At 43.3% G+C, this 21573-nt stretch carries 14 protein-coding genes; 4 read left to right on the forward strand and 10 right to left on the reverse strand.

The features are described from left to right. Both ACWATR_RS04925 and ACWATR_RS04930 read left to right on the forward strand, forming a co-directional pair. Positions 1-801 (forward strand): DUF6816 family protein, encoded by an 801-nt coding sequence (locus tag ACWATR_RS04925; RefSeq protein WP_460330020.1) that lies wholly within the window; start codon positions 1-3, stop codon positions 799-801. An 88-nt stretch (positions 802-889) separates the two neighbouring features. Further along, complete coding sequence (locus tag ACWATR_RS04930) at positions 890-2710, forward strand: ABC transporter ATP-binding protein (protein ID WP_460330022.1); 1821 nt, start codon at positions 890-892, stop codon at positions 2708-2710. Positions 2711-2897: 187 nt separating this feature from the next. Here ACWATR_RS04930 and ACWATR_RS04935 read toward each other — a convergent pair whose 3' ends face one another. Beyond that, positions 2898-3854: a hypothetical protein gene (locus tag ACWATR_RS04935; protein WP_460330024.1), complete on the reverse strand. Its 957-nt coding sequence runs from the start codon at positions 3852-3854 to the stop codon at positions 2898-2900. 639 nt (positions 3855-4493) lie between these two features. Between ACWATR_RS04935 and ACWATR_RS04940 the strand changes: the two genes are divergently transcribed. Beyond that, on the forward strand, positions 4494-6602 hold the full coding sequence (locus ACWATR_RS04940; protein WP_460330026.1) for a M3 family metallopeptidase: 2109 nt from the start codon (positions 4494-4496) through the stop codon (positions 6600-6602). A gap of 249 nt (positions 6603-6851) precedes the next feature. Here ACWATR_RS04940 and ACWATR_RS04945 read toward each other — a convergent pair whose 3' ends face one another. The 3 genes from ACWATR_RS04945 to ACWATR_RS04955 form a co-directional block, all read right to left on the reverse strand. After that, positions 6852-7655 carry a DUF928 domain-containing protein gene (locus tag ACWATR_RS04945; RefSeq protein ID WP_460330028.1) on the reverse strand — a complete coding sequence of 268 codons (804 nt, stop codon included), beginning with the start codon at positions 7653-7655 and terminating at the stop codon, positions 6852-6854. A 105-nt stretch (positions 7656-7760) separates the two neighbouring features. Beyond that, complete coding sequence (locus ACWATR_RS04950) at positions 7761-10094, reverse strand: CHASE2 domain-containing protein (protein WP_460330030.1); 2334 nt, start codon at positions 10092-10094, stop codon at positions 7761-7763. Between the two features lie 182 nt (positions 10095-10276). After that, entirely contained in the window at positions 10277-11245 is a 969-nt protein-coding gene (locus ACWATR_RS04955; RefSeq protein WP_460330032.1) for a DUF1822 family protein, read from the reverse strand. A gap of 186 nt (positions 11246-11431) precedes the next feature. On the opposite strand from ACWATR_RS04955, the gene ACWATR_RS04960 reads away from it, so the two are divergent. Continuing rightward, a complete protein-coding gene (locus ACWATR_RS04960; protein WP_460330034.1) occupies positions 11432-11836 on the forward strand; it encodes a four helix bundle protein in 405 nt (134 codons plus the stop codon). Between the two features lie 148 nt (positions 11837-11984). On the opposite strand, the gene ACWATR_RS04965 is transcribed toward ACWATR_RS04960, so the two are convergent. The 6 genes from ACWATR_RS04965 to ACWATR_RS04990 form a co-directional block, all read right to left on the reverse strand. Next, complete coding sequence (locus ACWATR_RS04965) at positions 11985-14783, reverse strand: CHAT domain-containing protein (RefSeq protein ID WP_460330036.1); 2799 nt, start codon at positions 14781-14783, stop codon at positions 11985-11987. A gap of 279 nt (positions 14784-15062) precedes the next feature. Continuing rightward, positions 15063-15713, reverse strand: coding sequence for a hypothetical protein (locus ACWATR_RS04970; RefSeq protein WP_069073625.1), 651 nt, complete (start codon positions 15711-15713; stop codon positions 15063-15065). 346 nt (positions 15714-16059) lie between these two features. Then, complete coding sequence (locus ACWATR_RS04975; RefSeq protein ID WP_460330038.1) at positions 16060-17436, reverse strand: DUF2330 domain-containing protein; 1377 nt, start codon at positions 17434-17436, stop codon at positions 16060-16062. 67 nt (positions 17437-17503) lie between these two features. Next, positions 17504-18403 carry an RnfABCDGE type electron transport complex subunit D gene (locus ACWATR_RS04980; RefSeq protein WP_460330040.1) on the reverse strand — a complete coding sequence of 300 codons (900 nt, stop codon included), beginning with the start codon at positions 18401-18403 and terminating at the stop codon, positions 17504-17506. A 410-nt stretch (positions 18404-18813) separates the two neighbouring features. After that, positions 18814-20217, reverse strand: coding sequence for a GumC family protein (locus ACWATR_RS04985; RefSeq protein ID WP_460330042.1), 1404 nt, complete (start codon positions 20215-20217; stop codon positions 18814-18816). 100 nt (positions 20218-20317) lie between these two features. Then, complete coding sequence (locus ACWATR_RS04990; protein ID WP_460330044.1) at positions 20318-21487, reverse strand: DegT/DnrJ/EryC1/StrS family aminotransferase; 1170 nt, start codon at positions 21485-21487, stop codon at positions 20318-20320. Positions 21488-21573 lie beyond the last annotated feature (86 nt).

Consider the following 21573-nt stretch of genomic DNA (forward strand, 5'->3'; position numbering starts at 1 on the left):
ATGCTTGTAATAAAGGGAATTTGGAGTTTTTGCTTGCTATTTTTATTCCTTATCTGGGGTGGTGAAGCTTTTGCAGGAGAGTTGTCTGAAAGGTTAGCAAATTTTCCCCAATGGGAAAAACTAACTTCAGTGCAACCGGCTTCGGGTGATTTAGTTTACCCTGAATGGATGTCTGGTACTTGGAAAGTTACAAGTACTTTAGTAGATTTAGCTGCGCCTTTGGCACCAGAGATTGTCACACCAGGATTTGAAGGTAATCGCCAACAATTAAATCAGCCTGTGAGTTTTGTAGTAAGATTTGTAAAAGAGCAACCATCAATTACTGGGTTAAAAATATTACCTCAGATAGATTACAAATCCCCCGTTTTAGTAGCAGATAGAGCGTTTAATAGCTTGAATTTGGCAAGGGCTTATTTAGGGGATGAAGCAGTGTTATTAGTCAAAGTAGATCCAGATTCACCTAATCGGCAGATTACGTTCTTGCGTAGCAGTCGCCAACTAGTTTCCATTGTGACTGCACGAGGTACAGAAACTACCCTTGATGGCAAGTTCATCACCACAGAAGTATTTCAACAACTATTTAAAGGCGGTTCACGCCCCTATTTCAACTCTGTAGAATCTACTACGGCTTATCATAAACTTCCAGCATCTAATCCGGCGATTGAAGCAGATCAAGTTACTGCTGTCTATCTTTCACCCCAAGATCCAGATTACTTTAAAGCTGGTTCTCGACCAGTTGCTCTCTACCGCTATCGCCTAGAATTTTTCCCCGCACAAATGCCTCCTACTCCAAAGGAGTGATTTAAATCTATAGTCCTTGACTACTTTGTAATACAAATGTAGTATATAAATTCCAAGTTTACGATCGCGCTCTTGGACGGTGTGCATCATGGCCAAATTTCAAGATATTGTCAATTACTTTCGCTCTGATTGGAAGCTGAGTCTCTTTAGTATCGCAGCATCCAGCGTTTACGAAATTATTGATTTGGTTGTTCCTTATGCGATCGGGCAGATTTTAAACGTTTTGTCTGGTCAACCATTGGATAAACCACTTCAAAGTGCGATCGCAACTTTTTCGGACATCACCAATTATCCAGTTACTAAAACTCTATCTTTGAGTGTATTACTGGGTTTAGTTTTCGTTGTCACTGTAGTGAGAGCACCAACACAACCTTGGTTAACCCATTGGTTTCATTGGGATATATCCTTAAGGTTGCGTCGGCAAAAAGCCCAAACAGCCATAGAAAAAATTCTGACTCTCCCACTGGAATTTTATGATGAAAATAACCCTGGACGCATTGCTGGAAGGATAGCTAGAGGTATTTCTAACCACACTTTTACTTACCCCGAAGTTGCCGGACAGTTGATTCCTAAACTAGTTCGTGTGCTGGGAATTTTTGTTTTTATCTTGGTGATTGAGTGGCGAATTGCAATTTTGTATCTGATTTCCTTTATAGTCATTCTTAGCTTTAGCTTAAAGGATTTAAAGCAGCTGATTTGGCACGAAACTATTCTGGATAAATATGCAGAAGATACGGAAAGTCGCAATTCGGAACTGATTACCAACATCAAAACGGTGAAAGCCTTTGCTACAGAAGCGAAGGAACTGAAGCGGCAAAAGCAACGTTTGGATCGTGAACTAATGGTGGTTGAGTATCGTGTCCACAAAGGTTATACGAAACTGGCTACTTGGCAAAGGACTGTAATTCAATTCTGCGTATTTACTATCTTGGGTTTGACTCTAGCAGCAACAGCAGACGGTAGAATTTCTCTCGGTCACTTTGTCATGACCTTAACTCTTTCTAGCATGGCATATTCTGAATTAGAACCTATTAGCACTTTGGGAGAAGTTTTTGCCCGTCGTTATTCTTCGATGCTGCGGTTTCACGAATTTCTCCAAGAGCCAACTGCATCTGATTCAGCTAGTCTTTTAGAAGAGAGCAACCAAACAGAATCACCTTATAAATTTACAGGAAAAGTTGAGTTATCGCACGTCAGTTTTGGATATGATGCCAACCGCCAAGTTTTGCAAGATATCAACTTGTTGATTGAGCCATACCAAACAGTGGCATTAGTGGGGCGTTCCGGTTCTGGTAAGTCTACTTTAGTGAAATTGCTGTTGCGATATTTTGAACCGAAAGAAGGTCAAATTCTGATTGATGGTCAAGATATTCGCACTTTGAATGTAGGTAAGTATAGACGAAGGCTAGCGATCGTTCACCAAGAAGTAGATATTTTCAACGGTACTATATTGGATAACCTGACTTATGGTAGAACAAATGCAACTTTGGAGCAGGTTCAGGAAGCCTGTAGAATTGCCAGAGTTGATGAAGTAGTGCAGCACTTACCCCAAGGTTATTACACCGTTGTGGGGGAACGAGGTGTCAGGTTATCTGGAGGACAAAGACAACGCTTAGGAATTGCTAGGGCGCTGTTAGTGGAACCAGATGTGCTGATTTTTGACGAAGCCACCTCTAGTTTAGATTATGAATCTGAGCGTTCAATTCAGCTAGCGATGCGATCGATTCAGGGTACTTGCACCACTATTGTTATTGCCCACCGTTTAAGTACAGTGCGGGAAGCCGATAAAATTGTAGTTCTGGAGCAAGGAAAAATTGTAGAAGTGGGAAGCCACGATGAACTCTTGCGTCACGAGGGCATTTATCGCCGCTTGCACTCCCTGCAAGAAACAGGAGAACTCCTGAATTAGGTAACAGCGATTCTTATTTTAATCAAGTACAGGGGTAGGGAGCACAACAATGTTCATTGCTGTCAACTTCAGGTGAAAACTAGTTAAAGGAGGTAACTGGGAACAAGGTAAATCGTAGGGTTTTTAAACGCAGAGGGAGGCAGAGCTTTTCCAAAGAGAATTTGCTACGAATTAATGAAATGCTCTACTAAGATTTACTCTTATCGGCTTCTTTCTGCGCCGCCTCACTATATTTCTTATATAGTTGAGTACGAATCTTGGCTTCCTGATAACGGCTGTGGTTTTGTGGCACAGTGCCCATTAAATCTGAAGCTCGTTGCCACTTAGCAGCTATCTCTAACCACTGAGTTGAGGTTGTGGCTGTTTTACCAGATGCAGAAGCTTGGTTGGCAATTCGCACAGATATTGGAAATGGATCGTCAGATTGCTCAGAAAGGCTATTGTTAGGAGCAGGAGATAGTGTTTGGGCTTTATTCTCGTTAGTATCTTCTGTTGTTAAAGATTTGGAAGTTTCTAGTTGCATTAAGTTTTTCAGCTTATCACCTAACTGAGCATAAACAATCCAACTAAGCAACAATAGTGAGCATAAACCAGCCGCTACTAATAGCTTTGTTTGAGGTTTATTTTTGTATTTTTCTTTGTTAATGAGTACTAAAGGACGAGAGATTGGAGTTTTCGGAAAACTTGGTTTTCCTAGTTCAGCTTGAGCTTCTGTGAAATCTTTAATTAGTTGTTTGACAATATTGGGCTGAATTAATGTAATTTCCTGCGACCAAAGCAATTGGTTTTCGCGATCGCTATCTATTTCCTTTAACCATAGTAATTGTTGTTCCCGAACAATTCGGCTGTTGATATTGACTCGGCGAATGTGACGCGGGGCGATGGACTCAAGAATTTGCTGAATTTGTTCTACGAGAGGAGATTGCTCAAGTTGCTCTACCCTAGCCGCCTCGCACAGAAGTTGTAAGACACCATCAGAAAACATGGCTCTAGTTCTGACACCAGACTTGGCTAGCTTTTCGTTTAATAGCTGAATAATCGCCGCAACGCTCCCTTGGTGGGCTTGCCAAGCGATATCGTTTATCCGGTCTACCACCTGAAATTTCGTGATAGTTCTTCCACCCTGACTGATTAACGTACTCATTAATTTAGGGACTCTTTTTTACTGACCTTGATCTTGTCTTCGATTTTACGAGTAAAAAGATGAGTTGCCAAATAATATCATAAATATAGAGCAATATAGAGCTTTACTTCTTGATTCGGCAAAGACGCTCGATCACGCTCAGTTAATTGGACACTCTCACGCCTTGAAAGCGTGGGATTTTTGGGCTGAAACTACGTTTTCAGGGTAACGCCCATGTTGGCAGACGGGTTACTTGTTTGACATAGTACATATATTATGTGTTTTTGCGTAGGCGTAGCCCGCCATAGGCATCGCCTTTAGTCAGGTTGAAAAAGGGATTGGGGATTAGGGACTAGGGACTGGGAAAATTGTTTGGGGATTCGGGATTCAGACCACTACCCAAGTTTTGTTGCAAGAGCGTTCGCACGAGAAGAAAACTCTTTCCGAGTCCCCATTCCCCATTCCCCATTCCCCATTCCCCAATTTATTGTTCAGATACGAAACAAAATAGCTGTATCGGGATACTTTTGTGAGGAAATCTCGCTTTTTTTACATTTTTGTCAGAATGGCAATACTAAATAGCACAGCGATCGCTACATTAGTAGATATATAAATAAAAATCATTGTTGATTTTTATTCGTTCGCAGTTCACACAAAATCATGAGTGCAAGTACCATTATTTCCGAAAATCCCTTACTCCAAGGCACTGGTTTACCTCCCTTTGCAGAGATTAAACCAGAACGAGTAGTACCAGCCTTCAATCAGTTGCTAGCAGAACTTGACCAGCAGCTTGCCACCTTAGAGACTAATATACAGCCTACTTGGAGTGGTTTAGTAGAACCCTTAGAAAAGCTGACAGAACGGCTTACCTGGAGTTGGGGGGCGGTAAATCATTTAATGGGTGTTAAAAATAGCCCGGAACTGCGCGAAGCTCATGAAATCGTACAGCCACTAGTAGTACAATTTATCAACAAGCTCGGTCAAAGCCAACCCATCTACAATGCTTTTAAGGCACTCCGTAGCAGTGATGGTTGGGCAACTTTAGAATTAGCCCAACAGCGCATTGTAGAAGCTGCCATTCGAGATGCAGAACTTTCTGGTGTTGGCTTAAAAGGAGAAGCAAGAGAGCGTTTCAACGCCATTCAGATGGAGTTAGCAGAACTTTCGACCAAATTCTCTAACCATGTACTTGATGCCACGAAAGCCTTCAGCTTAACCCTGACAACACAAGCAGAAATTGACGGTTTACCACCAAGTTTGGTGAGTTTAGCTGCCCAAGCGGCTCGTGCGGCAGGAGAAGAGAACGCCACACCAGAAAATGGCCCCTGGCGGATTACTTTAGACTACCCCAGCTACGGCCCTTTCATGCAGCACAGCACCCGTGGAGATTTGCGTGAAAAGCTCTACAAAGCTCATATCACTCGCGCTTCTAGTGGCGATTTAGATAACAACCCATTAATTGTGCGTATTTTGGAGTTACGGCAAGAACTCGCAGATTTACTGGGCTTTAAGAGTTATGCCGAGTTGAGTCTTGCAAGTAAAATGGCTCCTAATGTTGAGGCAGTAGAAGCACTATTAGAAGAACTACGTCAGGCTAGTTATGATGCTGCTGTCAAAGATTTAAAAGAACTCCAAGCTTTCGCCGCATCATACGGAGCAGAATATCAGGATTTAAAACATTGGGATATCAGCTTTTGGGCAGAACGCCAACGAGAAGCAAAATTTGCCTTTACCGCTGAAGAATTGCGTCCCTACTTTCCCCTTCCCCAAGTGTTAGATGGCTTGTTTGGACTTGTGAAGCGACTGTTCGGTGTCACCGTAACCCCTGCCGATGGTCAAGCCCCAGTCTGGCATGAAGATGTCCGTTATTTCCAAATTGCTGATGAAACAGGTTCTCCCATCGCCTATTTTTACTTAGATCCCTATAGCCGTCCAGCAGAAAAACGCGGTGGTGCTTGGATGGATGTGTGCATCAATCGGGCCAAAATCACTGAGAATGGTGAAACTAGCATCCGCTTACCTGTGACTTATTTGATATGTAACCAAACTCCCCCAGTAGACGGCAAGCCGAGTTTGATGACTTTCTATGAAGTAGAAACTTTGTTCCACGAGTTTGGTCATGGATTGCACCACATGCTCACCAAGGTTGACTATGCCGGAGCCGCAGGCATCAATAATGTGGAGTGGGATGCAGTGGAACTACCCAGTCAGTTTATGGAGAACTGGTGCTATGAGCGACCCACTTTGTTTGGTATGGCTAAACATTACGAAACTGGGGAAGCTTTACCGGAACATTATTATCAAAAGCTGCTAGCGGCGCGTAATTATATGAGTGGTACTGCTATGTTGCGGCAGATTCACTTTAGCAGTATTGATTTAGAACTACACTACCGCTATCGTTCTGGTAGTGATGAAACTCCTGCAGATGTGCGTCATCGCATAGCCAAGACTACTACTGTTTTACCACCACTTCCAGAAGATTCAATGCTATGTGCTTTTGGACATATTTTTGAGGGTGGTTATGCAGCAGGTTACTACAGTTACAAGTGGGCTGAGGTACTGAGCGCTGACGCTTTTGCCGCTTTTGAAGAAGCTGGGCTAGAAGATGAAGAAGCGATAAAAGCTACAGGTGGGCGTTATCGGGATACGGTGCTGGCACTCGGTGGTGGCAAACATCCAATGGAGGTGTTTAAAACTTTCCGGGGTCGTGAACCGAGTACGATCGCATTGCTCAAGCACAATGGTTTAGTGAGTGCTGCTGTAAACTAAACCAAACTTCTGTAGAGAGGTTGCAATGCAATGTCTCTACAACAAAATTTTTGCAAATAATCTTTAACTGGTCGCCGCATTCCTCCCCCACGATACATAAAAGTTGGTGGGGGAGGAACGCCGCGACCGTACTGAGTAACAGGAATTGTTTTTGACAATTTGGTGGTGAGTAATGAGCAAACACCATATTTTTTCGATTTTACACCCAGTCCCCAATCCCTAATCCCCAGTCCCTACTATTTGTTCAGTCTAAGGTGTTTCCGGGAAAATGGTTTCTCCTGCAACATCATCTAAGTGGATGCTGGCTAGCAAATTCCGCCACTGTGCTTGCAGTGCTGCATCTTGAGGATTGTTTTGACGTAGTTCAGCTAGTGTCATCAGTGCCTCGTACCATATCCCCTTTTGGGCATAGACAGCATAGCGCTTTAGAGGTTCTGTGGTTTGTAGCTCTTGGACTATGGCTGGATTCAGTTCAACTCGTTGGATTACCCCTTCAACAAAAGTTGGCGGCGAATTCTTTTCTTTGTCACAGCTAATAGTAAAAAACCAGCGGTATTGTTTGTCTACTGCTAAAGCAGGGGCAGTGGTAGGTAGAGAAACGCGGATGACTCCTGCTTTATCCGGTAGAGCGATCGCCTTTTGGTAAATCTCGTTAGAGTCCTGATCTTGCAGCACAAATTCAGCTGTATATAGCGAATCTTTGGTATATGGCACATAGAAAAACCAACTTGGGCGTTCTACCGTTGTCTGTGCCCAGACATTAATCACTGAGTTAGCTTCCTCGGTAAAGGGCACTAAAGCAGTCAGGTCAGGTTTAGTAACTGGACATGCAGCCACTTCCCCGCGCTTCGCTCCACCGCGAACGCGACCTCCAGGAGGAGGGCCAGGTGGAATTGGAGGTTGATTATAGGTTGTGGCTTGAGCAATGGTTGTTTTACCATCAGAGCGATTAGAGGTTGGTTTCCCCTGTACTGGAGTCAAGTTAACTAGTAAGCTTGTACAGCTAAAAGCGATTAATAAAAAGAGTTTTATAGGTTGTGAATTTGAATTCATAAAAACCTGACCTCATACAATTTTAGATTTTAGATTTTAGATTTTAAATTGGGCATTTAGTTATTCTCCCCCATTCCCCATTCCCCATTCCCCATTCCCCATTCCCTATTCCCCACTCCCCACCCGCACTTCTGTTTTTGAATGATAAATTGACATCAAGCCCACCATCGTCACCAGTGATAAAGCCGACGGTACAAACGGTACCCAAGCACCCACAATTAACAGACCAAAGCAAACTACATACAAAACGCTAGAGGTAACACCGACTGCCAAGACCAACCAGGGTAACGAAAGCCTGTGCCAAGCCAGGACTCCCCCCACCACAGACCAGCCCAAAATCCAGACTATCTCAATCCACAGTGACCAAGCCCGCAGCAACGGCCGTCCATCCTGAACTGCACTGAGAATCTGACTGATCATGTGAGCCTGTACCAACACTCCTGGCATTTGATCATCTAAGGGAGCGCCATAGGGTGTGGGCCAGGTGTCTGGAGAATCCCCCTTTGCCACGACACCAATTAGAACAATCCGGTCTTTGATGGCGCTGGCGTTAACCGAATTAGATAAAAATTGCGTTAGCTTCACTTGTTGGGCTATTTGTTTTGGAGAACGGTAGTTGAGTAAGATTTGGCCGCCATTAGCATCTATATTTTGATAGCCACCAGTTCGAGACTTTAGATTCGGAAAAATAGTTTTACCCAACTGCAAATTCCCTTTAGGGGTGAACTTTGGTTGAATTCCGTCAGGGCGCAGATAGAGGGATGCTAGTTGTAAACTGAAGGAATAGGGAGCAGAACACAACGATGTCGCCTCCTGATTCATGAACAGAAGATGCCGACGGATTACTCCATCGCGATCGTGAATAAAGTCACTGAATCCCAAGTTTCCTGGAGGGATTTCTGGTGGCGGCTTAATGCCTTTGATATTTGCCGTGCTATCACTTCCCTTACATACGCCAACCAAGTTTTGAGTTTTTTGGAGACGAGTAATTAAATCTGGGTCTTTCGCCTTAAAATCACGATAGATATCCAAGCCGATCGCACGGGGTTGGTATTGATTCAGTTTTGCTAAAAGTTTATTGAGAGATTTTTCGGAAATGGAAGCTCCGATCAAATACTCGCCATTTTGTCTTTGAGTCGCCAAATCATCATCGTCAATTGTGATTATTAGCAGTCGCGGATCAAGTCCTTCCGCAGGGCGCGATCGCATCATCAGGTCAAAGGCTTGAATCTCTGGATTTTCCAGCAATCCCAGCAATCTCACCCCACAAACCAAGGCTGTAATCGCCAAGCTAGATAACAAACTTGTCTGAAATCTGCGTCTGCTAGACAAAGCTAAATTTGGTATATCTTCAGTTTTGGTAGACCTTAATTCATCCCAAGTGGGTGGTATCTGCGCTGGATTTTGGCAAATCATTGGTAGCCAAGTTGCACAGGGAAATCGATCCTCAAGTCCTTGCAAACGTTCCCGTGCTTGGCGTACCGCTTGATATAAAGACTCTCCACCAGAAAAGCCTTCGAGAAAATACTTTAAAAACTCCTTAGCAACTTGGTCTGGGACGGGTTCGCGCATGACGATTATCTGAGGAATTTGCAAATCAGCCAATTCTCGCGCCAATCCCAATCCATCACAGGAGTTAAATATAGCTAATTGCAAGCCGTTTTCAATAGCTTTTTTGAGAGCGTACTTTAACTCACCAATGGTAAGACTATCAGTTTTATTCAGGTAAATTCGTCCGCTTTCTCCATTCCTGTGACTAGAACTGTGCCCAGCAAAGAAAAGAATATCCCAGTTTTTTCCCCAGAGATGGTCAGTCAATTCTTTACGCTGTGGTTCTACCAGAAAAGTAACCTCTGCGTTAGGACACTGTTGCAGTAAAGCTTGATCGGCTTGGGTGTCAATCCCTTGACTATTGCCCACAATTGCCAAAATGTTGACTAATTGGTTTAAAGTGCGTGGCTTGTGAATGCGATCGTAGGATGGTGAAGAAAGGGCAATTTCAGCCTTGGGATAGCGTTCTAACAAGTCCCACAGATGCCAGGGTAATAGCTGCAATTGGCTATTTTCTGTTTGCAAAATCACCCGCACTTCATCCGTGGACGACAATCTTTCTAACCACTTTTCCCTTAAAGGGCGAAACTCTTCTGCTCGCAGCCAGATATTAAAACGTGCCCGTAAAATATGGGAAGTGTTTTCGCAGTCTTGAATCATCGATACATTCGTCACCTGCATTTGGTCAGCATGGAGGCGATAACGATTGCCTATCTGCCGATAACTAGACTGCCAATGACTATAGTAGAGCGGCATTTCCGGGAATGAAGGTAGCCTCCCCGTGATTTCTGTTGCAGCCCGCTCGTGTTCTTCACCAATTTGAAGGGTGACAGCAAACCCCTGCTCAAAACTACCTTCTCCGAATTTCATCACCACTAACTTACCCATGACCGTCACTATCTCCCTGTGCAAAACCATCCCCTGTTCTAATGTCTCATAACAAGCTCCACAAGCATTTACAGACTTTTTTAAAATCCCCAAATGCGGGCTTGAATTTTTAATCTTTAATTTTTAATTAACCAATTACCACTTAATAAAATACCGACAAAGAGGGAAGATAGCTAGATATTTCAAATTCGGAAATGTTCGGTAATGCTGGTATTATCCAAGGTTACTTTAACGCTAAATTGCTCTGTGGGTTCACCACGAAACTGTAACTGGATATAATTGTCTGATCTTCTAGATTGAGCATCTAGAAATACTGCTCCCGAACTATCTAGTACAGTGAGATGAACTCCAGGTGGCAAGTAGATTTGATTCCCAGTGGCGTGTAATTGCAGATGAATACTCGTTTGTTGATCCTTTTCCGGGCTGATTTCTACAATCAACATGACTGGTTGGTTGAGAATTTGGATACCCAAATCAATCAGTTTTGCCCGTTTAGTAATAGACTCTGGTCGGTTGAGGGCATTTAGTTCCAAAGTTTCAGTACTGCGAAAGGCATAATTTGGTCTGAGTTCTGGCACATTCCACAGGGATTCAATCGTCTGCCAGCCAGTATCAAATATCCCAGCAAACCACTGACTCAAATTCACTAACGAGGTGAGTGGGGATTGGCGCAGTTGCCACAGGTGGTCAATAAACGCTTCCAATGGTTGCAGTTGACTTAAAGGCAGTGTTTCAGTTGCCACACTAGGGATAAAACCAAGCAGCTTCGCTTCTTCAAGCGATTCATCAAATTGAACTACTAAATAACCTACCCGTTCTTCCCAAGTTTCTGGAGGAATGGAACATATCCGTTGATGCAGATGGACAGGGCGACACTCCAGACGACCAATTGAGGGAATCTCTAAATCAGCGACATTTCCACAAAGGCGCATGATGGGGTTCCAGCTGTCACTAGCTTGAAGATTAGTAGGAATATCCATCATCTGCAAGTAGTCATTCACCACCCATACAGCCAGAGTATTCAACCGGACTTGCTCTGCTTTTTCAGAATTGGGCTGCTGGTTAGCAAATTGCTGGGCAGTAATGCGAGCCGTTTGGGTAATGGGTAATGTTAAAGCGAAATCGTCTAGCTGATAGGTGGAGTTATTCATAAGTCAATCCCTAGTGATCAATGCTGCTATGTAGATATCACCCGCATTCACTAAATTTATGCCATAAAACAGAGAATGATTATTAGAAAATTGGGATTAGGGATTAGGGATTGGGGATTGGGGATTGGGGATTGGGTATTAGGTAAAAATATCCCATAAAATTGAGAGATTGTATATTGAAATGATATGGGAGATAGAGGTTTTGAGTCTTTAGACTTCTATCAAGATAGCCTCAAGCTGCTAAAAGCGGCTTATCGACTAGCGGATAGGTTGCCAAATTTTGAGCGTTACAATTTGAGCGATCAATTACGAAGATCGGCTTGTAGTGTTTTGCTGAACATAGCTGAGGGCTACGGACGTTATCATTATTTAGATAGATTGCGTTTTATGTACATTGCTCGTGGCTCATTAACTGAGACTAAAAGCGCCTTCCTTATTGCTGAAAGCCTGGGGTACTGCAATACAGAACAATTACACTGGGTTAGTCAGCTTAAAGACCAGATTGAAAAAGGTCTTAATGGTTACTGTCGTTTCATTCGTTCCCAGCAACAAGGTAAAGAAGAGTACGGCACTCGATTAAATGATTGGTGATTGGTGATTGGGTATTGGTGATTGGGAGATTTGAGGTTCTGAGCTAGATGAACGAGTCTTTGAGAGAGATGAACGAGTCCCCAGTCCCCAATCCCCAGTCCCCAGTCCCCAGTCCCCAGTCCCCAGTCCCCAATCCCCAATGCCCAAATCACAACCAATTGCCAATCAATACATAGGCAGACCAAAAGCTTGGTGCTCTGTAGTTGGGATGTTTCAGCAGTTGTAGCTGGGCACGGTGGACTGCTTCGGCTTTGGTAATTTTGCCACTTTTAAGTTCTCGATAGAAGGCACTCACAAACATTGCTGTTGATTCATCATCAATTTGCCACAGGGAAGCTATGGTACTACGTGCCCCAGCTCGTACAGCTGCTCCTGCTAGACCGAGTGCTGCACGGCTGTCTCCTGATGCTGTCTGACAAGCACTCAAAACTAATAGTTCTACGATGCTTTTACCCTGACTGCGGAAGAGAGTATCAAAATCCTTGACATTGATCTGACCATCAAAATCTAAAATGAAAGTGTCTTCAAGGCGGGAACTAAACTGACCGTGGGTTGCTAAATGCACTATGTTGAATGAAGTTGCACTAATTTCACTCTCTAAATTCTTTTTCTTAAAATCCCCATCAACTAGGCTAGTTGTCGAAACTCCAGCTTTGGTAATGCCGTCAAATTCAGATTTAATTGCAAGCAATGGTGCAAATTTGGGAAATCCTGGCGGTGGCTGAGTCAGTCCTGCGGTTAGCGCTCTGAGCTGCTGTTGCACCAGCGGTTTCGGGTCGAGGAGTTGCAAACCTACACTCAGAGCGATCGCATATTTCTCTACCAAGTATTGTTTACCATCGTAGAGGGCTGCCATTGGTAAGTTGCGTAATGGGCCATCCAAAACGAATACTAAAGTATCGACGCCACTTTTTTGTAATTCTGACTCAATTGGTTTGAGTAGCCAGTTGTAAACTTCTTGCGATTGCTTTTGGACGTTCTTGGTAGCGGTGGGATTGACAAGATTTTTTCGCAGTTCTACTAAGAGTTTTTCTACTTCTGTTTGAGAAATCTTGGTAGTGTAGCTTTGCAGGCGTTGTTTGGGAATTTTGACAATTACTTGGAGTTCGTCAGGAAGAATAATCGGATAAAGGATGGCGGCTGTGGAATTATCTTGGTCTACCACTTGATCTAGGGCTACTTTCTTACCTTGCAGACAAGCTTCCCGGAAAAAGTCGTCTAATTCTGCTAGTTGGAGTGCTTCAATCCGCTCGCGTGCTTTCTCCAATATTTTTTCATCTGATAATTTACTTTTTTGAGATTTCAGCAGTAACTCTACTGACTGGCGGTATACGGGTTCTACGCTATCCCGAAAGTTGAATTGCACATCCTGGTTTACTACATCTTTATTCACTACTAAATCTCTGCGGAGAGACTGAAGAGTGTCCACAGCAGAATCATAAGCCGCGATCGCACCATTAATATCTTGTTGTGCCCAGAGCAATCTACCTAACTGCCACTCCAAGCTATAGGTAATTTCTAAGGCATTGCTGCTCTGTGCTAAAGCTAATCCTTGCCGGGTCAGCTTTTGCGCCTCTGACCACTGTCTAGTTTCTTCATACAAGCCGCCTAAACTCTTCAGGGCATAGGCTTCTGCCCGCTTGTCTCCTAAACTGTGGGATTGCTGAATGGCTTTGGCGAGTAATACTGCTGAGTCTTTTGTGCTGAAACCTGAGTAATAACTATGACTTGATGCTTGTAATACGCCACTATTGACTTTTGCTAGACTCTGTGAATAATTAACCTGAGCGTAAATACTAGCGCGGCTGAGGGGGAGTTGGTCGAGTTTGGACTCAATCGACGGTAAGAGAGTTTGAACTTTTGCCCATTGTTGATCTTCAATGAGTAGTCCCAGGTGATTCAGTTGCGCTTGGACTTTTGTCAGGGGTGAGGGAGATGCTTCAACTGTTTGTTCATAATAGGCGATCGCCTGTTGACTTTTCTGTTGTTGGCGGGCATGATTCCCCAAGCTGAATAGACTTGCCCCAATATCAGCGCTTGATTGCAGGTTTCGAGCAATTTTTAGACTTTCTTCTAGCGTCTGACGTGATTTTTCAAAATCGCCCAATACCAAAAGGGCATCACCGAGCGATCGCAAACCTACTGTCTTTTCTATAGAATCTGGTTGAGATTTTAACGTCTGACTTACCTGATCGAGTGTTTTGACAGCCCGTGGGTAAAATCCTTGGGTGCGCCATGCTTGTGCTTGATTGATTTGCGATCGCACTACGCCACTTTTATTATCTGCTTGTTTGTAAATTTGTTCCGTCTGCTGCCAAGTCGCTAAAGCCGCCTCAGGCTGTCCCATTAACAGTTGTAGACGACCTTGAATATCTAGTGATTGGGCAAATATTTGCAGATTTTGGTTTTTATCCTGTCCTTTGAGCAAATTTAAGCTCTCTGTAATTGCCTGCTGCGCTTGACTCCATGCACCGAGTTGCTGGTAAGCCAGAGACAGATTACTCTGTGTCGCTGCCAGTGCGAGGTTCTCCCCTCGCTGCTGATATACCTGGACAGCCTGTTGCAACACTTCTACAGCTTTGGCAAAGTTGCCAGCACTGTATAAAACTTTGCCCTGTTGTAGTAGTGAGGCAGGGTCAGCAGATACAGCCAGCGATGTCAGACTGTTTATTGGCGGTTGGGATGAGGAATTTATTGAAACAGGAACTTTTGCCAGCACAGGTGAACCGATAATGCATAGCAAAGCGATCAGGAAGTACAAAGGTAAACGTAAAAAGTTAGTGTCACCCGTAAGGATCTTTTTGGTTTCTAAAACGAGTGACTGGCAAATCCCGAAGAGGTTAAAAGTCTTGTAACGGAGGGAAAATATGCGACGCCCTGGCTCTTTTTGCCTTTTAACTTTTACAGAATTCGCGCCAAAAATCCTAGTTTTTTTAGGCATAAGCATGACAAGAGGTAGGTGATAACCAGGAAGGCACAGTATGAACTGTAGGTGCTTGGGCTACCAGAGTAATGTTACCATTCCCGTCCCTCACCTATCTCTGAGCTTCTACAATCTTATTTATCAGGAGAGGCAGAGGGCAGGAGCAAAAGAGAAGTAATGAGTAATGAGTAATGAGTAATGAGTAATGAGTAATGAGTAATGAGTAATGAGTAATGAGTAAAAACTTCTTACTTCTTACTTCTTACTCATTACTTCTCCCCTGCCCTCTGCCTCCTGCCTCCGTCACAATAATCCCTCCAATTCTGCGAATTTACGCAAACGCGGTAGACATTGGCGCTGATAAAAACTGCTTAATGTCGGAATTGACATTCCAAATTCCTCAGATAATTCTCTCCAGCTAACTTCCGGGGGTAAGCGCTTGAGAATTAACACCTGACAATTCACATCTGGACGCCCTTTAATGTAAGTACCACGCAATTCTCCATCAGAATCCGTCTTTGCCCATATCTCCAAGTCTTCTAGAATTGGAGGTGCTTGGGGGTTAGCGGGAAGATTATCTACAGGGTCAATGATTTCACTTGTTCCACCCGATGTAGACTGACGAATTCTCAGAGGGACAGTAGTGGCTTGTTCCCGGTTCTGGTTCAGGTAAAAGTCTTGTAGTCTCCTTTTTAGGTAAGCATTCAGCCAGGTAATGACAGTACCATAAGTGGGGTCATATATCTGACCTGTCAAACCTTCACAAACATTGCGACAGAAATACAACCAAGTTTGTTGTAGTGCGTCTTGATAGTAGGGAGTACTTTCCCTCCAGAGTCTATTGGCTGTCAAGCGAATAATTTGCGTGAGCAGCTTCTGACGCTGAGGGCTTCCAGGTTGGTGTCCACAGGCTTCTGTAACTAAGCAGCGTAGCTGTTCATCGAATTGAACCATGACAATCTTGGCGAAGAAAGCAAGAATATCTTAGTATTGCGTATAACAACGCCCTAAAAAATTACCTTTCGTCAAGATGTTGGGGATTGGGGATTGGGGATTAGGTACTGGGGACTGGGGACTGGGAAATTTGAGTATCTGAGGTGGATGAATCCAGTTCAAAGGTGGATGAATGAGTATCTGAGGTGGATGAACGAGTATCTGAGGTGGATGAATCCAGTTCAAAGGTGGATGAATGAGTATCTGAGGTGGATGACTGAGGATCTAATTCTCTTTGTCTCCTAATCCCCAGTCCCCAATCCCCAGTCCCCAGTCCTCAGTCCCCAATCCCCAGTCCCCAATCCCCTCAATACAATCCCAGCCAGGACAAGAAATTTTCCCACCAAGAATATCTCAGATTACCTACACTCAACTTCATTTTGTTGCGAATATCTTGGATTTTCCAGTTGGTTAGTTTAGCTAGAGTTTGCGCCTCTTGTTCAAAACGCTTGGGTAAAGACTGCTTATATTCTCTACCCGCCTGACATTTGAGTTCCCCTTGGAACGGATGTTGCAAAACATAACGCCCTTGGAAAGATTCACTGTTGGCAGTTTGTTGAAATATCAAGTCTTCAGGGAATTTGTCACGAGTGTAGCGGACATGCAAGCGAGAAATGAAGACGTTGCTTCTAGGAAAGGGACGACGGAAGTTAGGGGATACTGGCACATTACTTGCAGAATTATCATCTAGCCAAAATACACCTGCTTGCTTGAGTTCGTCTGGGGTCAGGGGTTCAGCAGAACAGGGATCGCAACTACCCATATCCCAAGCGTATTCTAAAAAACCAACCTTCCTGTCTTCTTTGGTGTAGATGGTTTGAAACATGGATTTGTAAAATTCACCAAATTCATCTTTGACAAATATGGGAATATTTGCGTCGGAGGGAATTTTTACCGTCCGGTAGTTAGTGATTTCTGCCTGTCCTTGGGGCGAGAGGATGTAGACAATTAAATCTTGCTCTGTCGTAGCATTGATCATGCCCAAACGAATTGGCAGCATGAATTTAGGCGATTGGTAGGAAATTTGTAGCGGACGGAGGAACTGATAGCCAGATTGCTCGAATTTATCTAAGTTGACTTTGGCAACAAAGAATTTCATCGAGGAGCGAATGTAAGGCTGAAGTAATTGTTTCGCACCTCTGGGGATTTTGTAGCCATTGCGTTTGAGCCAAGTTTCTAGTCCACCAGATTCTTTAGCGCTGAGAATCACAATGTCGTATTCGCCCACATTGAAACGTGCTTCGACTGTCACACCTAAACTAGCATCACTGCCTCTCTTACGCGCTGACTGATTACTTGCTGCTGGTGCTGGTACTGCTGATAACTCTCTTTCGTAAACTGGGGCACAGGGATCTGGGTCAAAATATTCAACTAATCGCGGCGCACTAAAAGCATCTAGGCGTTCGATAATCTTGGGTTCAGTGACGCGAACTTGTTCTTTTTGCAGCACCGTTGGCACTGGTACTACCATTGCAAAATCTTTGACTTCGCCTTGAAAGTCGTTTGCCATTGTTAGGACAGTGCGATCGCCATCCCGCGCGATCACAACCTGAGAAGCTTTGTTATACAGTTTTGTATCAGCTTTGGCTACATAAAATCCACAAAATGCCCAAGCTGCTGGTGCAAAGCACAAAACAGCTACAATTGCCAACAATAATGGTGTTAAAAGTCGAAAAAATTTCATTATTTTATACCTCTATCTTTTTTAGTGCTAGAGACTAGAGACGCGATTCATCGCGTCTGTACAAGAGTTAGGAGTGCTGAGTTAGAAGTTCTTCCCCTGCTTCCTCATCGCCTTCTTGCCAAGCAAACCTTGGGGCTAACCAGAGAACATCTAGTAGGATGCTCAATGGTGCAAGGGCAAATAGCGCCCAGAAAACTGCTGTGGAAACAAAGAAATAATTTCGCAGAATAAAAGTTAAGCCGGCGATGCAGATTGCCCAAACTACACGCCCAATTCGGGAATTGGGAATCGATCGCGGATCTGTAATCATAAATAGAGCAAACAGCAGCAAAGACCCACTCATCAATCGGTGCCAGTAAACATCCCAAGTCCAACCCAGCCAGAGATTGCGAATGGCTTCCAGCAAAGAGTAGGAACCCAAAAAAGCTGCTGTGGTGTCCCAGCGACCAACGCGCTGCAAAATCATGCCGCCAGTGCCGACAAATAATAGTCCATACCACCACTCTTCACCCCATTGTCCCGGCGAAACCCAAGCATCAGGGGTGAGAATCAAAGCAGATATGATGCCAAAATTTGCGGGATTAAAGAAATGCTTATCGCCGACTTGGAAGATAAATTTGCTAGCGATCGCAAGTGCTGCGGCTATTGCCATTGTCGTCCAGTGGTCAGCCCGCAACAGTAAACTTAGTCCCAGTGAGGTAATTAAAGCACTCCGAATATTTAGGCTTTTTCCTACCCTGCGGGTTCGCCCTTGGCGTTCTCGAAGAGTAGCCGCTGAGGCGTCTATGTTCTTCGCCAATGACCAATGACCAATGACTAATGACAATATCCATTGAGTTGCAAGACAAGTTGCGATCGCTACCCCAATGAATTCTGGTCGGAGCGTCCAATCTCGTGTACCGATTCCTAAGACTAGGAATAAGCCCAGAAATAGAATCTGATAATCTCGTATATCTTTTAGCAACATTAACCCTTAATTCAGGGATTACCCGTAGATTTTTCATCAATTTAGACGAGTAATAACTCAAATAGTATTGCTGTTACAAATTTTGTTACAAAGCGTCCCAACTCTCCGCGTCTTCTTGGTAAAAGGGAGAGAGGTTTAGTATAAAAGTATGCCACAAGCTCATGAACTCAAATAACCGTAGCATCAAACACACTTGTATTGACGGCCAAAAAATCTTATTCCCCAGCCAAGAAGACCTACCGTGTATACACAAGGACACGGAGAGGGGAGCAAAAGGCTGAATTTTTCGTTGCTCCTCCCTTTCCGTTTCCCAGAGGGAGGCTGGGAGGGAGAGGTTCATCGAACTCACGTTTCTTTACCATGAATGGATTTGTTTGACTTATTAAAAGAAGAAATAATCCCTAATAAAGTCAATCCCAACAACTTTTGGACTTATCAACAGTCTTAATTGATTTATCTGTTGCTTCCAAAATAAAGATAGCTACTAAAGTAGCCAAGGTAGCTAGTAAGGAAGCACTCACAAACATAAAAGGAGAAGAAATAGACTCTTGAGGAACTTGGGCTTCGGATAGCATACTCGCATTACCTAAGTTCTGATTTTCCGCTAAACGGCTTTCTTCTAGCTTTTGTTGCAAAAGTAAATAAGTAGATTGTGCGGCTTGTGCTTTACGTTCTAACTGGCGTTGTTGTTGTTCTAATCTCGGAAGATTCCTCAGACGTTGTTTGTAGTTAGCTTGTAAGTCAGATAAAGCAGCAGCTTGGCTTTTTAAACCAAGATGGGTTGATTCTAATTCTATAAGCTTCGCTGAGAGCTGCTGTTGTAACTCTCCTAGTTCAAAGTTTTGATTTAGTTGTGGTTTATTCATTCCTGCAACTTTTTTTATGCGTTGTTGCAGTAGCTCGTTTAAAGACTTTAACTTTTCTTCTAAATCTAGAATTTGCGGATGGGTGTCTTGTACAACAGTTCGCCTGAGTGTAAGTTCCGACTCTAGCTGTTGGATTTCTTCGAGAATATCTTGCACGCTTGAACTTTGGCTAAGGGAAGTATTAACCATTGCCTGCCGAGAGTTCATACCCAATTGTTCACGGATTTCTTTAGACTGTGCATCGACATCAGCAATTCTTGATTGAGCTTCACTAAATTTCTTTTGTAAATCTGCAATATTTTCTACTGCCTTACTTGCTTCTTCTGACAGAGCAACACTTTTATAGTTTTCTTTAAACCTTGCTATATCTGCTTCTGCTTTTAGAACAGTTAATTCTGCATTCGGCATCTGTTTTTCTAAAAACTTGCGAGCAGCCGTCGTTTGATTTCTATGAATGGATACATTGTATTCTAAATAAGCAGCCATCAATTTATTAACAACTTCTGCCGCCATTTCCGGCTTAGTATCTTCATAGGAAACTAATAGAATATCAGTCCCATCGATATTCTTCACAGTCAACTTTTTAAGAAAATCCTGGATTTTTAGAAGCTCCCCTTTATCGTCCTTTAAATTGAGTTTGTTTATAGTTTTTTGCACGATAGGTATAGAGCGGATAACTTCTGCCTCTGTATTTAAAGGATTACTTTGATTCTGAGATACTGATTCTAGCTTGTTTAGTTCTGCCTCCACTCCCGTTAGAGAAGAAGTTATATTTGTTTTTTGGAACAGCAGCTTTCCTTCTGCCACATAATTAGGTTGTCTTAATAACAAAGGCAACAATGCAATTAGCAAAGCTGGGAAAAAGATTACTATAGCAGACACCCAACGGCGCTTCAGAATTTGCGAGTATGTATTAAATGTAACAATATTTTCTGTAGGAAATTCCATAAATTTATATTGAATTGTTAATGATTAACTGATGTAATTAAAATTGAAGAAATCAATATTGCAAACAACCAAAAGAAGATCGATAACTTTCTAAGCAAAGCTACTGTTTAAATAGAGACATAGAAGTATGAGTTTTGGAACTATTATGGTGAACTGCTAGAATTTCACTAATTACTTGCTCCAAATCTTCCTCTGTGAGATTAGAGCCAGAAGGTAGGCAAAGACCGTGTGTAAATAAATCTTTCGCGACTGTATCTCCAATATATTCACACTCAGCAAATACAGGCTGGAGATGCAAAGGCTTCCACACAGGACGAGTTTCAATTTCCTGTGCGGCAAGTGCGATGCGGACTTGTTCTCGATCTGCTCCAAAAGTTGCTGGATCGATTGTCAAACATGTTAACCAGCGAGTAGCACGGCCAAAAATAGCTTCCGGCATAAATTTTATGCCTGACAGATTTCCTAAAACCTGTTGGTAAATCTTAAAGTTCCGTCGTCTAGCTGCTACTCTATCAGGTAAAACATCTAGTTGAGCGCGACCAATACCAGCTAAAACGTTGCTGAGGCGATAATTGTAACCAATTTCCGAGTGTTGGTAATGAGGAGATGAATCACGTGCTTGGGTTGCTAAGAAACGGGCTTTTGCCACCAATTGTGGATCGTCGGAAACCAACATACCGCCGCCGGAGGTAGTGATGATTTTATTGCCATTGAACGAGTAAATGCCAATGCGCCCGAAAGTTCCGGGGGAACGCTCTTTGTAGGTAGCACCTAGAGCTTCAGCAGCGTCTTCAATTAAAGGAATGTCATATTGATTACAAGCTTTCAGGATGGGATCGATATCTGCACTTTGACCATACAGATGGACAACTACCACCGCTTTAGGCAATCGGCCAAAACGTGCGCGGTTCTCTAGCGCTTCCTGCAATAAGTCAGGATTCATGTTCCAAGAAGTGTGATCGCTATCAATAAATACTGGTTTTGCTCCTAAGTAAGCAATTGGATTGGCGGTAGCTATAAATGTCAGGGTAGAGCAAAAAACTTCATCTCCAAACTCTACACCTACTAGCCGTAAAGCCAAATGTAGAGCTGCTGTACCAGAACTAACAGCAGCAGCATAACCAGCCCCAGTTACTTGACAAAATTCTTCCTCGAAGGCATTGACGTGTGGGCCAACTGGTGCGATCCAGTTAGTATCAAAAGCTTCTTTGACGAATTTTAGCTCGCGATCGCCCATATGTGGAGTCGAGAGCAAGATTGGTTTAGTCATGATTATTTTCAGTAATTGGGATTATCTGATAAGGCTTAATTTTTCAAAAATATGTCTTGAAAAACTTCTGCGATCGCTCGTAATTT

Source organism: Nostoc sp. UIC 10890 (assembly GCF_054786515.1).

Bases quoted from the DNA above. Each gene is read 5' to 3' on its own strand.
- ACWATR_RS04925 (WP_460330020.1), top strand. From the start codon at position 1: ATGCTTGTAATAAAGGGAATTTGGAGTTTTTGCTTGCTATTTTTATTC.
- ACWATR_RS04960 (WP_460330034.1), top strand. From the start codon at position 11,432: ATGGGAGATAGAGGTTTTGAGTCTTTAGACTTCTATCAAGATAGCCTC.
- ACWATR_RS04970 (WP_069073625.1), bottom strand. From the start codon at position 15,713: ATGGTTCAATTCGATGAACAGCTACGCTGCTTAGTTACAGAAGCCTGT.
- ACWATR_RS04990 (WP_460330044.1), bottom strand. From the start codon at position 21,487: ATGACTAAACCAATCTTGCTCTCGACTCCACATATGGGCGATCGCGAG.
- ACWATR_RS04980 (WP_460330040.1), bottom strand. From the start codon at position 18,403: ATGTTGCTAAAAGATATACGAGATTATCAGATTCTATTTCTGGGCTTA.
- ACWATR_RS04945 (WP_460330028.1), bottom strand. From the start codon at position 7,655: ATGAATTCAAATTCACAACCTATAAAACTCTTTTTATTAATCGCTTTT.
- ACWATR_RS04965 (WP_460330036.1), bottom strand. From the start codon at position 14,783: ATGCTTATGCCTAAAAAAACTAGGATTTTTGGCGCGAATTCTGTAAAA.
- ACWATR_RS04985 (WP_460330042.1), bottom strand. From the start codon at position 20,217: ATGGAATTTCCTACAGAAAATATTGTTACATTTAATACATACTCGCAA.
- ACWATR_RS04975 (WP_460330038.1), bottom strand. From the start codon at position 17,436: ATGAAATTTTTTCGACTTTTAACACCATTATTGTTGGCAATTGTAGCT.
- ACWATR_RS04955 (WP_460330032.1), bottom strand. From the start codon at position 11,245: ATGAATAACTCCACCTATCAGCTAGACGATTTCGCTTTAACATTACCC.
- ACWATR_RS04940 (WP_460330026.1), top strand. From the start codon at position 4,494: ATGAGTGCAAGTACCATTATTTCCGAAAATCCCTTACTCCAAGGCACT.
- ACWATR_RS04930 (WP_460330022.1), top strand. From the start codon at position 890: ATGGCCAAATTTCAAGATATTGTCAATTACTTTCGCTCTGATTGGAAG.
- ACWATR_RS04935 (WP_460330024.1), bottom strand. From the start codon at position 3,854: ATGAGTACGTTAATCAGTCAGGGTGGAAGAACTATCACGAAATTTCAG.
- ACWATR_RS04950 (WP_460330030.1), bottom strand. From the start codon at position 10,094: ATGGGTAAGTTAGTGGTGATGAAATTCGGAGAAGGTAGTTTTGAGCAG.